The organism is Paenibacillus shunpengii (assembly GCF_042684905.1).
GTDB lineage: Bacteria > Bacillota > Bacilli > Paenibacillales > Paenibacillaceae > Paenibacillus > Paenibacillus shunpengii.
The window spans coordinates 2,653,873-2,670,593 of the sequence record NZ_JBHUMJ010000002.1; the positions used below are offsets into that span (position 1 = coordinate 2,653,873).

At 43.1% G+C, this 16,721-nt stretch carries 16 protein-coding genes; 5 read left to right on the forward strand and 11 right to left on the reverse strand.

Annotation, left to right across the window (positions count from 1 at the left end; translation table 11 throughout):
• Window positions 1–89: 89 nt before the first annotated feature.
• The 5 genes from ACFSVM_RS12425 to ACFSVM_RS12445 form a co-directional block, all read right to left on the reverse strand.
• The gene (locus ACFSVM_RS12425; protein ID WP_379262431.1) at window positions 90–767 is read right to left on the reverse strand and encodes a hypothetical protein; all 678 of its coding nucleotides are present in this window, start codon (window positions 765–767) and stop codon (window positions 90–92) included.
• 116 nt (window positions 768–883) lie between these two features.
• Window positions 884–1,846, reverse strand: coding sequence for an amidohydrolase family protein (locus ACFSVM_RS12430; RefSeq protein WP_379262433.1), 963 nt, complete (start codon window positions 1,844–1,846; stop codon window positions 884–886).
• Between the two features lie 16 nt (window positions 1,847–1,862).
• A complete protein-coding gene (locus tag ACFSVM_RS12435; RefSeq protein ID WP_379262435.1) occupies window positions 1,863–3,341 on the reverse strand; it encodes an ABC transporter substrate-binding protein in 1,479 nt (492 codons plus the stop codon).
• A gap of 68 nt (window positions 3,342–3,409) precedes the next feature.
• Window positions 3,410–4,288, reverse strand: a complete 879-nt coding sequence (locus tag ACFSVM_RS12440) for a carbohydrate ABC transporter permease (RefSeq protein WP_379262437.1) — start codon at window positions 4,286–4,288, stop codon at window positions 3,410–3,412.
• Window positions 4,289–4,302: 14 nt separating this feature from the next.
• Entirely contained in the window at window positions 4,303–5,286 is a 984-nt protein-coding gene (locus ACFSVM_RS12445) for an ABC transporter permease (RefSeq protein WP_379262439.1), read from the reverse strand.
• A 212-nt stretch (window positions 5,287–5,498) separates the two neighbouring features.
• Between ACFSVM_RS12445 and ACFSVM_RS12450 the strand changes: the two genes are divergently transcribed.
• From ACFSVM_RS12450 to ACFSVM_RS12470, 5 genes are all read left to right on the forward strand, one after another.
• Entirely contained in the window at window positions 5,499–5,969 is a 471-nt protein-coding gene (locus ACFSVM_RS12450; RefSeq protein ID WP_379262441.1) for a PucR family transcriptional regulator ligand-binding domain-containing protein, read from the forward strand.
• 200 nt (window positions 5,970–6,169) lie between these two features.
• A complete protein-coding gene (locus ACFSVM_RS12455; protein ID WP_379262443.1) occupies window positions 6,170–7,147 on the forward strand; it encodes a PucR family transcriptional regulator in 978 nt (325 codons plus the stop codon).
• A gap of 157 nt (window positions 7,148–7,304) precedes the next feature.
• The gene (locus tag ACFSVM_RS12460) at window positions 7,305–8,510 is read left to right on the forward strand and encodes an MFS transporter (RefSeq protein WP_379262445.1); all 1,206 of its coding nucleotides are present in this window, start codon (window positions 7,305–7,307) and stop codon (window positions 8,508–8,510) included.
• 2 nt (window positions 8,511–8,512) lie between these two features.
• Entirely contained in the window at window positions 8,513–9,145 is a 633-nt protein-coding gene (locus tag ACFSVM_RS12465; protein WP_379262447.1) for a TetR/AcrR family transcriptional regulator, read from the forward strand.
• A 375-nt stretch (window positions 9,146–9,520) separates the two neighbouring features.
• Window positions 9,521–10,558, forward strand: coding sequence for a serine hydrolase domain-containing protein (locus ACFSVM_RS12470; RefSeq protein ID WP_379262449.1), 1,038 nt, complete (start codon window positions 9,521–9,523; stop codon window positions 10,556–10,558).
• Between the two features lie 121 nt (window positions 10,559–10,679).
• Here ACFSVM_RS12470 and ACFSVM_RS12475 read toward each other — a convergent pair whose 3' ends face one another.
• From ACFSVM_RS12475 to ACFSVM_RS12500, 6 genes are read right to left on the reverse strand one after another with little or no spacing between them, the layout of a single operon-like run.
• Window positions 10,680–11,630, reverse strand: a complete 951-nt coding sequence (locus ACFSVM_RS12475; RefSeq protein ID WP_379262451.1) for an ATP-grasp domain-containing protein — start codon at window positions 11,628–11,630, stop codon at window positions 10,680–10,682.
• A 21-nt stretch (window positions 11,631–11,651) separates the two neighbouring features.
• Complete coding sequence (locus ACFSVM_RS12480; protein WP_076313629.1) at window positions 11,652–12,794, reverse strand: M20 family metallopeptidase; 1,143 nt, start codon at window positions 12,792–12,794, stop codon at window positions 11,652–11,654.
• Window positions 12,794–13,804 carry an ABC transporter ATP-binding protein gene (locus ACFSVM_RS12485; RefSeq protein WP_076313628.1) on the reverse strand — a complete coding sequence of 337 codons (1,011 nt, stop codon included), beginning with the start codon at window positions 13,802–13,804 and terminating at the stop codon, window positions 12,794–12,796. The genes ACFSVM_RS12480 and ACFSVM_RS12485 overlap by 1 nt, the downstream gene beginning before the upstream one ends.
• Window positions 13,779–14,801, reverse strand: a complete 1,023-nt coding sequence (locus tag ACFSVM_RS12490) for an ABC transporter ATP-binding protein (RefSeq protein ID WP_076313627.1) — start codon at window positions 14,799–14,801, stop codon at window positions 13,779–13,781. Before ACFSVM_RS12490 ends, ACFSVM_RS12485 begins: the two co-directional genes overlap by 26 nt.
• Complete coding sequence (locus ACFSVM_RS12495; protein WP_076313626.1) at window positions 14,773–15,708, reverse strand: ABC transporter permease; 936 nt, start codon at window positions 15,706–15,708, stop codon at window positions 14,773–14,775. The genes ACFSVM_RS12490 and ACFSVM_RS12495 overlap by 29 nt, the downstream gene beginning before the upstream one ends.
• A gap of 15 nt (window positions 15,709–15,723) precedes the next feature.
• Complete coding sequence (locus ACFSVM_RS12500) at window positions 15,724–16,674, reverse strand: ABC transporter permease (protein ID WP_076313625.1); 951 nt, start codon at window positions 16,672–16,674, stop codon at window positions 15,724–15,726.
• Window positions 16,675–16,721: the final 47 nt, after the last annotated feature.

The window sequence follows — 16,721 nt, forward strand, 5'->3', positions numbered from 1 at the left end:
GCCTTTTGTATGCTTCTTAACTTATGGGACCTTTTCATAAATACAGAAGAGAAAAAAAGCACCTCCTAGACGCAGGTGCTATGGATTGATTAATACCAATCCGTCAGTTTTATGCTAGCATAATCCACTCCATACTCAACATCATGCTTGATATAATCCCATAATTCTGCATTAGAAGCACAGTTACTAAATGTAGATTTAAAAATTTCCAACGTCTTAGGAACGGCTTTGATGACGCGTTCAATTGGAGAACCAGATGCCGAATTAAAGGTATAAGTCGCTGTTTCAGCCGCAGTAATGGATGCAAATTCTAAACAAGCCATCATTTCATTTAAAATAAATTGATCCAGATTCGTTGGATAGTAGATGTAAGCATAGATACAGAATTCAGAGTCGCGTCTTTTTAAGCAAGGATAAGTAAAATTAACTTTACCCAATGGTGTTTTAAAAGTTTTTTTGCAAGGAACAACTTTGAACTCAGGAACCGTAACGCCTAACAATCGTTGAGCATGAAATTCTTTATTGACAAGATTCTGCTCGTTTGGCAAGCTCAGATGACTCTCCAAATCCACAAAAGTATACCCGACTTCCTCGGGGTCCGGGGTTGTAATGAAGAATTGTGGCATTGAATTCAGAAGCTTTTGTTGCTCATCTGTTGGCAGGTCCTTTAAATCAATAGCATCACCTAAGTCCGCAACCTCTTCGTATGGTATTGGCTTATCAGAACGATAAAAATTGTACTTATATTGAGCTAAAGAAGATCCCATTTTTGTCCTCCCATATTTCAAATATGGGCTAAAATATGCTGACCACTAGCCTATGGTGCATGTCATTAAAATGATTTGGATGTCAGGGTACAAATAACAACCATCTCTGTATAGAATTATACCTCTACACCATCCATTAACTTCAACCTCTCCAGTCTCGGGAATAATGTATAAGCATTTTGATAGGCTATTTTCATAAGATTAGCGCTGCTTATCGACAACGCTTCAGTCAGGACCGATTCTCGCTGCAGTTTAAGAATACTGTCTGATGGCCAAGGAATGTCCGCTCCAAAAAGGATGCGGGAAGGATCGACCAGCTTCTGAATGGTACCCAAATTCAGCGTACTGTCATAATACAGGCTAGACAGCTTGGCTATTTCTTCGTCAATGATTTCACCCGTCAATTCCGTTTGAAGGAACTGTTCTTGGAGAACGGCTAGAGCAATCCGCCATTTAATATATGGAACCATCCCCCCTGTATGAGGCAAAATAAAGCGGATATCAGGATACGTTTCAAAAATTCGATGCACTGCCATGGTGGTTACGGCTCTTGTTGTGTCGAACGTCCCTTCCAGCAAAGCTGGGTTTAGACCGGCAATATGCTCCTTGATTAGAATGGGGTGCAGAAAAACGACCGCTTTCCTGCGATTCAGCTCCATAAGCAGCTCTTTATAGTCCGGATGACTCAAATATTTCCCTTGGTAGCTTGTCAGCATGGCAATACCGTCCAGATTCAATTCATCAAGAGCGTAGCTGACTTCATGAAGAGCGGACTCAGCATCAGGCAAGGGCATAGTGGCAAAGCCTCCATACCTCTCTGGGTGACGTTCGATATATGAGGCGATCTCTTCATTTATACTTCTGGCCATAGGATTCGCATCGGTTTGATTCAGAAAGGTAAGATCGCTTGGTGCAGACAAAATGGAATATGTAATTCCTGCGTGATCCATTTTGTCTATTCCGATTTCGGGGGTCCATTTGGGCATAAAGCTTGGAATGGTTATGCCGAGCTCTCTCTGTTTGGCCTGAAGAGAAGTAGAAATAATGTGATGATGAACATCAATAACTGGATAATTCATAAATATAGCACCATCCTTAATCTTTTTTATTGGTCAAAAGCCATTCATCCATCTGTTTCTGCTTCTCTTGGATGATGCGCTCAATACCCGCAGCCTTCAATTTGGACACGTATTCCGGAATCAAAGCCGGATCGGAAATTCCCGTCATGAATCCTGTGCTGTATTGATTATCTACATTCGATACGGCGGTAATCTCATTTTTGACACCTGAGATGTCAAAGCTGAATCCCATAGCCCTTGATTTCACCGCTGCTCCATTGGTCTTCTGAACAGCAGTCCACATGTCCGGATCATTCCCAGACCACACGTAGGTCAAGAAATTATTGCCGATCAGGGATGGATTTGAAGCATATCCTGTACTGTCCTTTCCTTCAGGCAATGCAATTTGATCTCCTTGCTTGACGTAATGCACTCCCTCTATTCCATTCACAAAAAGATTCATCATTTCTGAATCAGTGTACAGAAGTTCCATGAACTGCATCGCCTTCTCTGGCTGCTCACTGTTTCTCGAGATGGAGATCATATTAGATGAAATGCTGTTACGGGTCATGTAAGGCTCCTCCATGGGGATGCAGGTTAATTCAGTTCCTGCTGGTACCGATTCAGAATAGCAATCGTTTATATTGCGGATATAGGATGCGGCCTTTCCGTTCTTGACCAGCGTCGCCGCTGTTTCCTGAGTTGTAGCAATGTCTTTGCTAAAGTATCCTTGTTGGTACCAAGAACGCATAAGATTGACAGTCTCGTTATATAGCTCTGTCTCTTCAGCCTGTAACAATTGATATCCCTCACCTTCAAAAGGCAGCACGCCGGCTGTAAGCCCTAGGGGGTCAAAATACATCATTGCAGTCCCGGGTGCCTCGGAAGTGTTATAACTAGCCATAGGGATCATTTCAGGCTTGACTTCTTTCAATTTCTGTAGCACGGAGGTAAGATCCGTCCAGGTACGAATACCTGAAGAATTGATATTCAGTTCTTTAATGATCTCTGTCGCAATAACAAAACTAGGCGTGAGTGCCCAGCCTTTTAAACTGGGAATACCATAGGTCTCTCCTTGGATCTGTCCGGCTTCCAGACCATAAGAAGGAACCTCGTTTAATATTTTCGCTCCGTGAGTCGATAGCAGTTCGTCCATTGGTATAAGCTGTCCACGGCTTGCCTGGGTTTCAAATCCCATCCATACACTGGTATATACGAGGTCCAGCTTCTCACTACCGGCCAGCATAAGATTCATCTGGTTACTGTAATTGGAACCTGTAATCGGAATCAGCTTCACCGTAGCTCCTATTTTCTGCCGAGCCAGCTCACTCATGGCCGTTTCGACGCTTGACACATCACTGACGTCTCCAAATACCGGATAAGCCATAACAACCTCGTATTCCCCCTCTACGGTTGCCGCTTGTTTGTTGTCATTTCCGTTCACCCCGCATCCCGTTAACAATACGAAAACAGACAGAAGCGTGAAAATTCCCGGCTTGAACAGCTTCATGAACATGTACCTTCGCCCTCCTCCGTAATAAATTCAGTTCATCTTAAGAGTTCTCGCAGAGCTCAATTTTCGCTTCAACCCTTAACTGCACCAATCGTTAAACCTTTGACAAAAAATTTCTGAAAGAACGGATACGTTAGAACCAGAGGCAAAATACCGATGACCGCAATCGCCATTCTCACGCTTGCAATAGGAAGCGAAGTAGAAACGGCTGCTCCGGACAAATTGTTCTGCTGGAGGTACTGCACATCGGCAAGCATTCGGTTCAGCAGATTTTGAATACTAAATAATTTACCGTCATTAATGAAAATCAGTCCGTTATACCAATCATTCCAATAAGATATGAGCAGCATGAGCCCAATTGTAGCCAAGCTGGGTAACGAAAGCGGCAACACCATTTTGTAATAAATCTTCCACTCGCCTGCTCCGTCGACATAAGCGGATTCTACGACTTCTGGCGGTATAGATATCGAGAAAAAGCTCTTCATGATAAGAATGAAAAAACCATTGGTCAGCAAGTTAGGAAGCAGCAATGCCCAGATTGTGTCTTTCAGGTTCAGCAATTCGGTATAGACGAGATAGTACGATACCAAACCTCCGTTAAACAGCAGTGTAAAAAATACGAAGAAGGCAAACGCATTTCGGAATGGCAAAGTGCTTCTGGACAATGGGTAAGCAAGCAAAGTGGAAATCAGCACGCCTAGGAAAGTCCCCGCTAAAGACACAAGCACAGTAATACCGTAAGCTCTCGTGATGGTTTCGGCCTGATCAAATAGATAACGATATGCCTCCAAGCTGAACTCTACCGGGATTAGACTGTATCCGTGCTCCAGGATCGCTTTTTCGTCCGTCAACGAAGCGGATACTAGCAATACAAAAGGAAGTAAAGCCATGATACTTAGAATGGCTAACACCAAATGGGTTATTGTTTGGAAAATTCCGTTTCCCTTCACTTGTTGGCCTCCTTCTAGAATAGTGCGAGGTCTTTATTTCTTCTCCTCACCATCCCATTCATCGTTACCACTAACATAAATCCGACAACGGACTGGTATAACCCGGCTGCAGATGACATTCCTAAATCCCCAAACGTCATCAGTCCTCTGTACACATAGGTGTCTATAACATCGGTCGTGGGCTGCAAAGCGCCGGAATTCAGGGGGACCTGGAAGAACAGACCGAAATCAGAGTAAAAAATACGCCCAACGTCAAGAAGAAACAGCACGATTATGGTTGGTGTGATCATGGGCAGGGTGATGCTCCAAATTTGCTTCCATTTGGATGCACCATCCAGAGTTGCTGATTCATAAAGGTCGTGAGGAATGCCAAGAATGGCAGCTAAATATACGATGCAGGAGTATCCTATAATTTTCCACAAGTGAACAAAGGTAAGAATATAGGGCCAATATTCTGGCGAGGTATACCAGGACACGGAGTCATGTCCAAGCAATGGAAGCAGACTTTGGTTGATGAAGCCATTCTCTTCATTGAGAAAAGCGAGTACTAAATAGGCAATGACGACCATGGAGATGAGATACGGAAGAAGAATAACGCTCTGATAAAATCTTGCAAAGATTTTGGTTTTGATTTCGTTTAATAGAATCGCTACGGTAATGGAAGCTGTTGTTCCCAGGATGATAAACGCCCCGTTATACAAAATCGTGTTTCTTGTGATTCGCAATACATCCTGAGAGCTGAACAAGTAAGTAAAATTGCTCCACCCCACCCATTCACTACCCCAAATACCTTTGGCGAAATTGATGTCTTTAAATGCAATAAAAATACCAAACATCGGTAAATAATTGTTAATGATCAGATAAATGATTCCTGGCAGCATCATGATCAGCAGTACCGGATTGTTACGGATAAGCTTTGTATTTCTCTTCAGAACTCCTGTCTTCGGTGACCCTCTTTTTTTGTTAAATACAGAAGCATGTTTTCTAGTAATCTGCATTAGAACCCCCCCTAAACTTTCAACAACCTTGAGATGTTAGCTTTGCTGACTTGTTTTATTCTTTTTTCATTGTAGCTGAATGTTTTATGTTCGTCATTGTACATAAAATCTAATTATTTCTTGCGTTTTCAGACTTGTATAACAAAAACATTCCAAAAATAAGTATTTTATGTTATCTTTCATTACACAATTATTATAAGGGGGTACTGCTCTTGTATTTAAAGCATCTATTAAGTAATCCTATATTCTCAAAATCTATGCTTCTTACTGGCAAATTGGGACTTGATCGATTAGTTGATTCAGTGAATCTGATGGATGCTCCTGACATCATTCACTACGTCAAACCGGGACAGCTGCTCCTCTCTAATGGTTATTTCATGAAAAAAGAACCCGCGCTTATGATGGATTTGATTCAACAGATGGACAAGCTGGGCTGCTCAGGTCTTGCCGTGAAGACCAAACGCTTTAAACTCGACATACCCAAGTCCGTTCTAGAGAAAGCCGAATCTCTCAGCTTCCCCATTATTGAGCTTTCCTCTGTTAATCATTCACTGGGAGAAATTCTAGAACAATCGACTGGCTATCTGTTAGAGAATAAAAATCATGAGCTCCAATATGCAATTTCGATTAACAAGCAGTTCAGCTCAATGACTTTGCAGGGAAAGGGAAAGCACTTATTATAGAAACGCTCGCTGGTATACTGTCCGCCCCAGTCATTTTACTGAGCCATAGGCTGCAGATTGTTGAAGAAAGCGAACACTTTCAAGATGGAATGATACGAAGCTTACTGAACAACATCCTATCTGCTTTACAAGTACCCTTTAGTCATAAAGAACCTGATACACTCGGCCTTGTCCATTCGTTTGAAACGGATTATAGATACATGACTGTCTTTCCGATTCATACCTACCGCAATGAAGGGTATATCATACAACTAAACCACGATTGGAAGATGGATAAATTGTTAATGATCGCAATAGAACAGGCTGCGCATGTAATTGGGATGGAATTTTCAAAAAACCAGGCTGTAAAAGAGCGCTCTCGAAGATACAAAAATGAATTTTTCTCCGATTTAATCGATGGATTCATATCTGAACAAGAAGCATTGCACAGAGGGAAAAAATATGGCCTTGATGCCTCAAGAAGTATGCTCCTATGTATCGCAAAAGAGGATGAGATTTCGCATTATTTGAAGCAGCCTTCCCTATCTTTTGATGAAACAGCCATCTCTCTTCGTGATAAAAAATACGAGCTGATTAAAAGGAGAATTTCGCTGCTCGGCATCCCTTTTACAATGTTCACAAAAAGCGACCAGTTTATCAGCCTGTTCTACGTGGAGGAATTGAAGTGGGATGAAATTGCATTTGTCCGCATGCTTGAGGAAATATCGAACTTTTTATACAACAACGAAGGCAGGAGCTTCTCTTTTGGAGCAGGTAACTTATTCACCCATATCTTGGACATTCGTTTTAGCTATGAAGAAGCAGCAAAAGCTTTAACCTACGGTCAACAAATGGGGAAGCCACGCTTTGTTCACACTTATCAATCGAATGATATAGGATATTTATTTCGAATGCTTCCTGTGGAGGAGCTTAAACATTTCTATGAGGATACATTCAAAGGCTTCCTGACTTTAAATGAAAATGAACGAGAAGAGCTGCTTAAGACGCTTCATGTCTACTATAAAAACCACTGCCATCTGCTCGATACAGCTAAGGAGCTATACATTCATCGCAACACGGTTATATATCGTTTAGAAAAATGCGAAAAAATTACTGGTGTTCCTCTAAAAGAAAGTATGCAGAGTTTAAGATTTCAGCTGGCTTTCGCCATAAAACCACTTCTTCTCTCCAAAAAGTAAACCAACTATTATATTGAGCTGTATACTATGCGTTACCCCTCTGTCAAACAAACGGCAAGTTTTTGATTTACAACCTTCTCTTTTTTTCTTAAAATGGTTTACATGTTGTAAAGTTTACAATACGTAAACCATAAACACGTTTTCAAGGAGAGGAATTATGAGCTTATATCGATCCACGAAATTCCCGCTTTTTATCTTGATGCTTAACTTGTTTATCGCTTTGCTGGGTCAAGGCATGGTTATTCCTATTTTGCCAGAGTATCTGAAGCAATTCGATGCTGCGGGAGCAGCTGCAGGATTTCTTGTCGCTGCGTTCGGTGCCGCACAATTCATATTCTCCCCGATTGGCGGCAAGCTTTCGGACCAGATGGGACGTAAAAAAATGATCATGTTCGGACTGTTTCTCACGGTCATCTCTGATTTCATGTTTGCCATATCGAATTCGCTGCCCCTCTTGTATCTCGCTCGTTTCATTGGAGGAATGGGGCTCGGATTTATGGTTCCTTCCAATATGGCTTATGTTGCAGATATCACAACCTCAGACACACGTGCCAAAGGCATGGGATATCTAGGAGCTGCGATGAATCTGGGCATGGTTCTCGGACCTGGTCTCGGAGGAATCATTGCCGAATTTGGGATAAGGGTTCCGTATTTTGTCGCAGCGGGATTGGGACTTATTGCCACAGTCCTGACTCTTCTCATGCCAGAGACTCTTACAGAAGACAAGCGGCTTGCAGCAAGTCGTAAAGTACGGGAACCGATTGGGCAGCAGATCTCACAATCATTTAGAACTCCATATTTCCCTTACCTCATCCTAATCTTTGTTATTACCTTCGGTTTGGTAAATTATGAGACCGTGTATGCGCTCTTCGTTGAACAAAAATACGGCTATACTGCCGCACAAATCTCAATAGTCATTACCACTGGAGCCATCATTGGGATTATCGTTCAAGTGTGGCTCTTGCACCGATTTATAAAATGGATTGGGGAAATTGGGCTCATCAGGCTATCGTTAGTCATGACCTCAATTTCATTATTGCTAATGCTGTTCCAAGTCAATTTAGTGTATCTGTTGATTGTCTCTTCCCTGTTCTTTGCGTTTAATGCCTTTTTGAGACCTACACTCAGCACGCTCATATCCAACGCAGCAGGTGACAGACAGGGATATGCTTCAGGATTGAACACAACCTATACCAGCCTTGGTACCATTCTTGGACCGTTACTTGCGGGTATCTTGTTTGACTGGCATTTGAATTTACCATATATCCTTGGTTCGATCGTTCTGTTGACTGCTCTCGCCATCACCTATAACATGAACAGAAGCAGGCATATATATGTGAAAGAAAGGAAACAGGTGTCTTGATCATGAACGAAAACTGGCAGCAAGCTGTAAAAAACAAAAATCGTGAAGAATTGATTACATCCGGCAAACAGCTGTTTATGAAGAACAGCTTCTTAAGTGTCAATATTCATGATATATGTAAATCCGCAGGTGTCAGCCGGGTTACCTTCTACAAGCATTTTCCTTCAATGGATGATTTGATATTTGAAATACAAATGGAAATTTTGCAGGATATGACTGAATTTATAATGCGAGAGGTTACCCCTGAGATGAACGGCCTCATGCAGCTGGAATCGATCCTGAATCTGTGGATTGAGTACGCCAGAGTTCATCCAGAATACTTCAAGTTTATTCTGCTGTTCGATCTTCATTATGAATCCTATAATTCCAACCAGGATCTGAAACAACGCTATGCAGAGTTCATTCACAAGAACAAAGAACAGCATTTCTTATCGGATGCCTTAAGATCAGGAATACGCGACGGTTCATTGAAAGCGGATATTGATCCTTTCCGTACGGCACCATTTATATTCACCTCCATGATGGGACTCCTGCAAAAACTAAGCATCACGGCAATCAAAGCAGAAGATTCATATCAAAATCAACAAATGCCAGAACAGTTTGTGAGCATGATTCTTCAGTACTTAAGAGAATAACGATAGTATTGAGTTGGTGAATGATGATTAAAGGTTATGTGTGGATTGAAATACGCAGCATAAGACAAGCAAGGCAAACTCATGTATGTTTGAGATTGCCTTGCTTTTGTCTTGCTTGTCTATAATAACTCAAATAATCTAATGCTAACTACAGCAATTACATCAGACAATAACTATTAGCCGAGTCCAAGAACGACATTCTCCTCATCATTCCAGGTTGACCGATGAATGTATAACCAGCACTAACAGCGCTCTATGAACAGTGTGCAAGCTTTAAATCTTGTAAAGTACCATTATAGGAATTTATCACCACACTCGCAGTCATACACCATGCTAACATGAATTATACACTTTCATAGATGGGAGATGGATGAAATGAATACCAAGCTGCAGGAACGAATTCAGGAACTCATGGAACAACACCATTTTTCGGGAAGCATTTACGCAAAATCTAACAATAAAGAGATTAAAGAGGTTCTTAAGCTCAGCCATGGTTATGCAAATCGTTCAGAGCAAATTCGCAACCAAGAGAATACTCGCTTCGGTATTGCTTCAGGTTGTAAGTTATTCACTGCGATTGCAATCTGCCAGCTGGTTGAGCAGAAGAAACTCGCTTTCACTACAACAATTGAAGAATGTCTCAGTGCCTATTCCTTCCCTTATTTGGATCCCAGCATTACCGTTCATCAATTGCTAACGCATACTTCAGGTATCCCCGACTATTTTGATGAGGAGGTAATGAATGACTTTGAGGAACTCTGGGTTCAACTACCGATGTATCATATCCGTCGTCTGGAGGATTTCCTCCCCCTGTTCCAAAATGAGCCTATGAAGCATCCTGCCGGCAGTAAATTTCATTATAGCAATGCTGGATATATTCTGCTCGGGCTAATTGTAGAGCAAGTAAGTCAGATGGCTTTTCAGGAATACGTGGAAGTGCATATTTTTGCGAAGGCAGGAATGACCGATTCTGGTTATTTTGAAATGGATAACTTGCCTGAACGGACAGCACTCGGTTATATAGAAACCGAAACTGGCTATCGCACGAATGTCTATTCGCTTCCGGCAAGAGGTGGGTCTGATGGAGGTGCTTATGTAACTGCTATTGACATGATGAAGCTGTGGGAAGAGTTGATCGAAGGAGGACTACTGTCAACGGAGCTTACAGATCTGCTCCTAACGCCCCATGTACAAGTGAGTGAGGGCTTGGCGTATGGATATGGCCTATGGATCACACAGCATAAGGATACGCAGCAAATTGAGAAGTATGTACTTATGGGTTATGATCCGGGAGTAAACTTTCGTGCACTCTTCTATCCTGATCATTCATTGCTTGCAGTTGTATGTTCCAATCTTTCGGATGGCGCATTTGAAGTCATTAACGAGATCGAACAAGAAATCAAATTCAAGTAATATAGATATCTTCGGTAAAAAATGTTCAAAGATAAAAAAAAGCAAAAGACAAATCATGCCTTCTTAATCCGAATGCATGGTTCTGTCTTTTGCTTTTTGTTTGATATGGTTAACGTGCTTTTTAAGAACCTAATTGAATTTCACGTTTTAAATAGTCAGATAAGATTCTCGCAATTTCTTTCATACCGGATACGTCAGCGAGGCTTTCAGCTTCTGGATTATAGTTCGTGTTCGTATTAACGTCATAGGTGTAGGCTCGACCCGTGGAATCCGTTATAAATTCAATGCCTGCAAAGCTGATCCCGTTCTGCGCAAGAAAGGCTTCGTACTTAGATATTAATGGACTATTAAAGCCATCGATGACTTCAAATTTTCTCCTGGCCTGCTCTTCTTCGCCAACCGGACAATACTGGTCTCCGATTTGACAAGCATCCGCCGGACATAACTGAAATCCTTCCGAGGTATCTACTCTCACAGCATAATAGAACTTACCGTCTATGAATTCACAGCGGGTAATATAATGTTCTTCATTCCGAATATACTGCTGAATCAATGTTACCCCATCAATGGATTCCTCAAAAGCTTCGCTGTCCACGTACGTCTCCAAGCTGTCTATGCTTTCAAACAAATAAACGCCGAGCCCCTTTCCTGCCCGATTATGTTTCGTGATAAAAGAGCGGTAAGGAAAGTTGTTTGCAGCCTCAACGATTGCTTTTTTTCCTACTGCAGCGATGGTAGCCGGTGTCTCAATCCCAAACTTTTGAAGCTCTAGGTACTGTTTAACTTTATTGACTTCAAGCTCTAATGCACGGCTTGTATTCAGCACGGTTCTTCCGTGATGCTCTAGCCAGGCGAGCACATTTGAGGTGTATTCAGGTGCGTAACGATGATTGCGAGAATGTGAGGAAGCACTCATTCGGTTATAGAATATGCCTTGTGGCGGACGCTGACTTAAATCCAACGCGCCCTCATCTAGATGCCAGAACTCATGGGGCACTTCCATTTCTTCAAGAGCCTCGCGAAGCGGGAGAATCCAGCTTTCATTCTCGTGAATAATATATGCTTTTGTCATAACTGCTTTTCCCCTTAAACTTTATTTATGACTGCTGAGTCGATCAATTACATTAGCAAGGAGCTTAACCCGAGGTACAAGTGATTCGATAACTAAATATTCGTCTTTACTGTGAGCATGGCCGCCTCTTGGGCCTAGCGCATCAATTGTAGCAATCCCGACAGAGGAGGTGATATTACCATCCGAACCGGAGCCTACCTTTTTATCACTCAGCTCCTCCCCGAGGTACTTTGCTTCCTCACGTATAATATTCAATAATTCCTCCGTAAGCTCGTTTTTGATCATTGGAGGTCGCGTAATGCCTCCTCTAAGCTCTAAAGATGTACCTTCAATATCCACTCGTGAACAGATATCCCTAATGCTCCGATCAAGCTCATCTGCTTGCTCCGGCGTTTCCATCCGGACGTCAATGTTAGCGAACGCATGAGGAGCAATTGTGTTGCTAGAAGTACCTCCGCCAATGACTCCTACATTAACATGGATGCCAGCTTCGGCATTTGTTAAAGCGTGGAGCTTAATAATCTTATGCGCCAACTCTCCAATTGCACTACGGCCTTTTTCAGGCTCAGCTCCCGAATGGGCGGCAATTCCGGATACGGTCAAGTAGTATTTGCCTCCCCCTCTTCTGCCGGTTACCAGCGTTCCGTCCTCATCGCTTGGCTCCACGATCAGCGCGTACTTGCTTAAACTTGCATGTTTCTCAATTAACGGCCGGGAATGAACGGAACCTACTTCTTCATCCGAATTCAGAATTACCTTAACGTTCTTATAACTGTGGCTACCCGTCTCGATCAAATGCTTAATCGCATAAAGCGTCGTGATTTGACTGGCTTTCATATCGAATACTCCAGGTCCATATGCATTTTTTTCATCTCTTGTGAAAGGGCGTTCTGCAACCGTTCCCTCTGGAAATACCGTATCCATATGAGCAATAATGAGAATCTCCGGCTGGTTTGCTTCAGGATGGGTAATGACCAGATTATTGCCTCTTTCTTCTTGAATGTCGGATTCAACCTGAAAACCGATATTTTTATAAAGATTAGCTAAGGTCGTTCCCACTCGATCAACGCCTGATTTGAGAAAAGTGCCGCTCTCGATATTGACGATCTCTTCAATTAACGATAACATTTCGTTTTCTTTTTGATTCCAATTGATATTGGACATTAGAAATCCTTCCCTTCTGCTTGATCGTTATATAAATGGCATTGCACGCTATGACCGGACGAAATTTCGAGTGAAACGGGACGTACCTGTTTACACACCTCCATTGCATATGGACAGCGCGTATGAAACACACATCCCGAAGGCGGATGAAGCGGGGATGGAATATCCCCTTGCAATATGATCCGTTCCTTCTTTAATTTGGGATGAGGGGCCGGAACGGCAGATAGCAGGAACTGAGTGTACGGATGAAGTGGATGAGTGAACAACTTATCGGTTGGGGCTTGTTCTACCAAATGTCCGAGATACATGACGCCGATCCGGTCGGCAATGTGCCTCACCACACTAAGATCATGAGCAATGAATAAATAGGACAGCCGATATTCGGACTGAAGCTCGATTAATAAATTTAAAATTTGCGACTGAATGGATACATCTAGCGCAGAAACCGGCTCATCACATACGATCAGCTTGGGCTGCAGGGCAAGGGCTTTGGCTATCCCAATCCGCTGCCGCTGTCCTCCGGAGAACTCATAAGGAAATCGGTTCGCATGCTGAGCAGTAAACCCTACTCGTTCGAGCAGTTCAAATACTCTTTCCTGTCTTTCCTTTTTTGTACCCTGTCCATGTATCATCATTGGCTCAGCAATGCTGTAACCGACTCGTTTTTTGGGGTCCAGTGAAGAATGCGGATCTTGAAAAATCATTTGCATGTCTTTTCTAAGCGCTTTAAGTGCCTTGGATGGAAGAGAAAATATGTCGCGATCTTCGAAATAGGCTTTGCCTGAAGTCGGTTCTGCCAAGCGAAGCAGGGTTCTCCCCGTTGTACTCTTCCCGCTGCCGGATTCTCCTACTAAACCGTAGGTTTCTCCCTTATAAATTGAAAAGCTGACGTCCTCTACAGCCTTCACATGATTTTTACGCAAAATCGATCCGCTTCTGGACACAAAGTGCTTTGTTAAATGCTCAATCCGTAGCAGCGGCTCTTCAGTATGGCTCAAATTCGAGTTCATGTTCCGCCCCTCCATTTGCTGCAATTTCTTTGTAGTGCCAGCATCTTACTCTGTGTCCATCCGAAGCTTCCTCTAATGCTGGAGGGCTTGTACGGCAAATCTCCGTTGCAAAAGGACATCTTGGTGAAAATCTGCAGCTGTTACTGACTTCGTCCATTTGCGGTACGGTGCCTTTAATTTCATATAATTTTCCCTTTCGTACACCTTCGATCTGTGGGACGGATTTCAGCAAACCGAGCGTATAGGGATGGAAGGGATGATCAAACAAAGTAACGACATCTGCTTCCTCTATGACTTCCCCCAAGTACATGACGATGACCCTTGAGCACATTTGCGCGACCACCGATAAATCATGAGTTATGAGCATAATGCCCATCCGAAGAGTGGACTTCAGCTCATTCATGAGTTCAAGAATTTGCGCTTGGATCGTCACATCAAGTGCGGTTGTCGGTTCATCCGCTATTAACAGCCGAGGTTCACATGAGAGTGCCAGTGCAATCATAACCCGTTGTCTCATCCCCCCAGATAGTTCATGAGGATATGCATGAAGCCTCTCTTCAGGATCAGAAATCCCCGTTAAACTAAGCAGCTGAACGGCTTTTCGTTTGGCTTGTGATTTTCCGAGCTTTTGATGCAGCATGATAGCTTCCGCAATCTGATCTCCAATCGTATATACGGGATTTAATGATGACATCGGATCCTGAAAAATAATCGAAATATCATTTCCGCGGACCGAACGCATTTTTTCTTCGGACAACTGCAACAAATCAACGCCGTTATAAATGATCTGCCCACGGTATTCCGTCGTCTTCTCATCGAACAGACGCATAATAGACTCCGCAGTAACGCTTTTTCCACAGCCCGATTCGCCTACAATTCCTACAGTTTCTTCAGGAGCAATATGGAAGGATACACCATCGACCGCCTTCACAATACCGGTTTCTGTCGGAAATATGGTCGTTAAATGTCTAACTTCCAAAAGTGGAGTCTGACTCATGAAGTTCCCTCCCTGTTTTGTTACTTATGTTGTTCTTCTTGAGCCGCTTCCTGGCCTTCGTCTTTGGATCAAGGAAATCCCGCAAGCCGTCTCCGAGCAAATTAAGCCCAAGAATCATCAGTATGATGCAAGTACCGGGATAGACGGTCATCCACCAGGCATTAAAAATGACGTTTTTCCCATCAAGCAGCAAATTGCCAAGACTCGGGGAAGGAGCCGGAATGCCTGCTCCCAAAAAGCTAAGAGATGCTTCAGTAAGAATCGAGACCGCAAAGATAAAAGAGGCCTGGACAATCAATGGAGAAAGCACGTTAGGCAAAATATGAAGACCAATAATACGAAAAGGACCTGCACCCTGTGCTCTGAGTCCCTCAATATAGGTTTTTTCTTTAATGACGAGCGCCGCGGATCTGACGATTCGGGCAATTGATGGAATGTATACGATAGATAAAGCGATTATGACATTAAAGGTTCGAGGACCCATAATAGCGACGATGGAAATAGCAAGCAAAATGGACGGAAAGGCATATAATCCATCACATATTCTCATTAAAATGTGATCACACAAGGAATAGTAAGCAGATAACAGTCCTACGAGCAATCCGAGAATTCCCGAGATTAACGTTACTGCTCCACCAACCATGAGAGATACTCTGAGTCCGTACATAACACGGGCGTACACGTCTCGCCCGAAATTATCCGTTCCGAAAATGTGTTCCCCGCTTGGCGGTTTTAACCGATTCAAAGTATCAATAGCCAATGGATCATGGGAAGTGATCCATGGAGCCAAGAGCGAAGCCAGCGTTACGAGACTAATTAATATCGTACCCGTAGCCAGCAGCGGATTCGTCCAGTACCTCCGCAGTGTGTTACCAGCAGGAATTTTTATTGGCTTATCTGATATCATCTGACTTCTTCCTTCCTATCGCCGGTTCAGCTTAATACGCGGATCTAGCAATCCATACAATAAATCAATCAACAGATTAAGCAAAACGTAAGTAATTGTAATAAGCAGGATGCTTCCCTGAATAAGCGCGAAATCTCTCCGTTCAATCGAATTAATGATTAATTGCCCGATTCCGGGAATGTTAAAGACGGTTTCAATGACAGATGCTCCTGTAATGAGCGTTCCGAATGTTTCGCCGATTACCGTGAGAATCGGGATGAACGCATTCTTAAGCGCATGCTTATATACAACGATCTTTTCTTTAAGCCCTTTGGCTCGTGCCGTTTTGATGTACTGCTCACTCAGAACCTCTATCAGGGATGAACGGGTCATACGCGCGATTAAAGCGGCTTGCATTGCTCCAAGTGCGATGGCGGGTAGCAGCAAATAACGCAAATGTTCCCATAATCCTTCGCTTATAGGTCTGTATCCAGCGACGGGGAGCCACTGCAGTTCAACGGCAAAAAACAGAATTAAAAATAATCCCAATAAAAAACTTGGCACAGAAATCCCCAGCAAGGAAATGCCCATAACAGCTTGATCTGCAAGAGTCCCTCTCTTCCTAGCCGCCAGAATTCCCATGAACAAAGCGATAACGACCGCAATAATTTGCGCCAAAACAGCGAGAGATAACGTTGGCTGTACCCTGCTAAAGAAAGCCTCCGTTACGCTCATATCCATAAATATGGAATCCCCAAGATCGCCGGTAAGGACGCCTCCGAACCAGGATATAAACTGCTGATACAGTGGAAGGTCCAGTCCAAGCTGTGCCCGAAGCTCAGCTACGCTTTCTGGACTAGCCTCGTCTCCCAAAATAACGCTGGCAGGATCACCCGGCGTCAAATGTATAAGCAGGAATACAACGACAGCCACGACTAGCAGAATAGGTATCAAAGATAAAACCCGCTGCAAAATATATTTGGCCATAAGAGTTAACTCCTTTGAATACCGTATTTATAGTGAACTGCCTACCT

What these genes read in the sequence shown, in the direction of transcription:
- ACFSVM_RS12425 (WP_379262431.1), bottom strand. Translation starts at nt 767, where the DNA reads ATGGGATCTTCTTTAGCTCAATATAAGTACAATTTTTATCGTTCTGAT.
- ACFSVM_RS12430 (WP_379262433.1), bottom strand. Translation starts at nt 1,846, where the DNA reads ATGAATTATCCAGTTATTGATGTTCATCATCACATTATTTCTACTTCT.
- ACFSVM_RS12435 (WP_379262435.1), bottom strand. Translation starts at nt 3,341, where the DNA reads ATGTTCATGAAGCTGTTCAAGCCGGGAATTTTCACGCTTCTGTCTGTT.
- ACFSVM_RS12445 (WP_379262439.1), bottom strand. Translation starts at nt 5,286, where the DNA reads ATGCAGATTACTAGAAAACATGCTTCTGTATTTAACAAAAAAAGAGGG.
- ACFSVM_RS12455 (WP_379262443.1), top strand. Translation starts at nt 6,170, where the DNA reads ATGACTGTCTTTCCGATTCATACCTACCGCAATGAAGGGTATATCATA.
- ACFSVM_RS12460 (WP_379262445.1), top strand. Translation starts at nt 7,305, where the DNA reads ATGAGCTTATATCGATCCACGAAATTCCCGCTTTTTATCTTGATGCTT.
- ACFSVM_RS12465 (WP_379262447.1), top strand. Translation starts at nt 8,513, where the DNA reads ATGAACGAAAACTGGCAGCAAGCTGTAAAAAACAAAAATCGTGAAGAA.
- ACFSVM_RS12470 (WP_379262449.1), top strand. Translation starts at nt 9,521, where the DNA reads ATGAATACCAAGCTGCAGGAACGAATTCAGGAACTCATGGAACAACAC.
- ACFSVM_RS12475 (WP_379262451.1), bottom strand. Translation starts at nt 11,630, where the DNA reads ATGACAAAAGCATATATTATTCACGAGAATGAAAGCTGGATTCTCCCG.
- ACFSVM_RS12480 (WP_076313629.1), bottom strand. Translation starts at nt 12,794, where the DNA reads ATGTCCAATATCAATTGGAATCAAAAAGAAAACGAAATGTTATCGTTA.
- ACFSVM_RS12485 (WP_076313628.1), bottom strand. Translation starts at nt 13,804, where the DNA reads ATGAACTCGAATTTGAGCCATACTGAAGAGCCGCTGCTACGGATTGAG.
- ACFSVM_RS12490 (WP_076313627.1), bottom strand. Translation starts at nt 14,801, where the DNA reads ATGAGTCAGACTCCACTTTTGGAAGTTAGACATTTAACGACCATATTT.
- ACFSVM_RS12495 (WP_076313626.1), bottom strand. Translation starts at nt 15,708, where the DNA reads ATGATATCAGATAAGCCAATAAAAATTCCTGCTGGTAACACACTGCGG.
- ACFSVM_RS12500 (WP_076313625.1), bottom strand. Translation starts at nt 16,674, where the DNA reads ATGGCCAAATATATTTTGCAGCGGGTTTTATCTTTGATACCTATTCTG.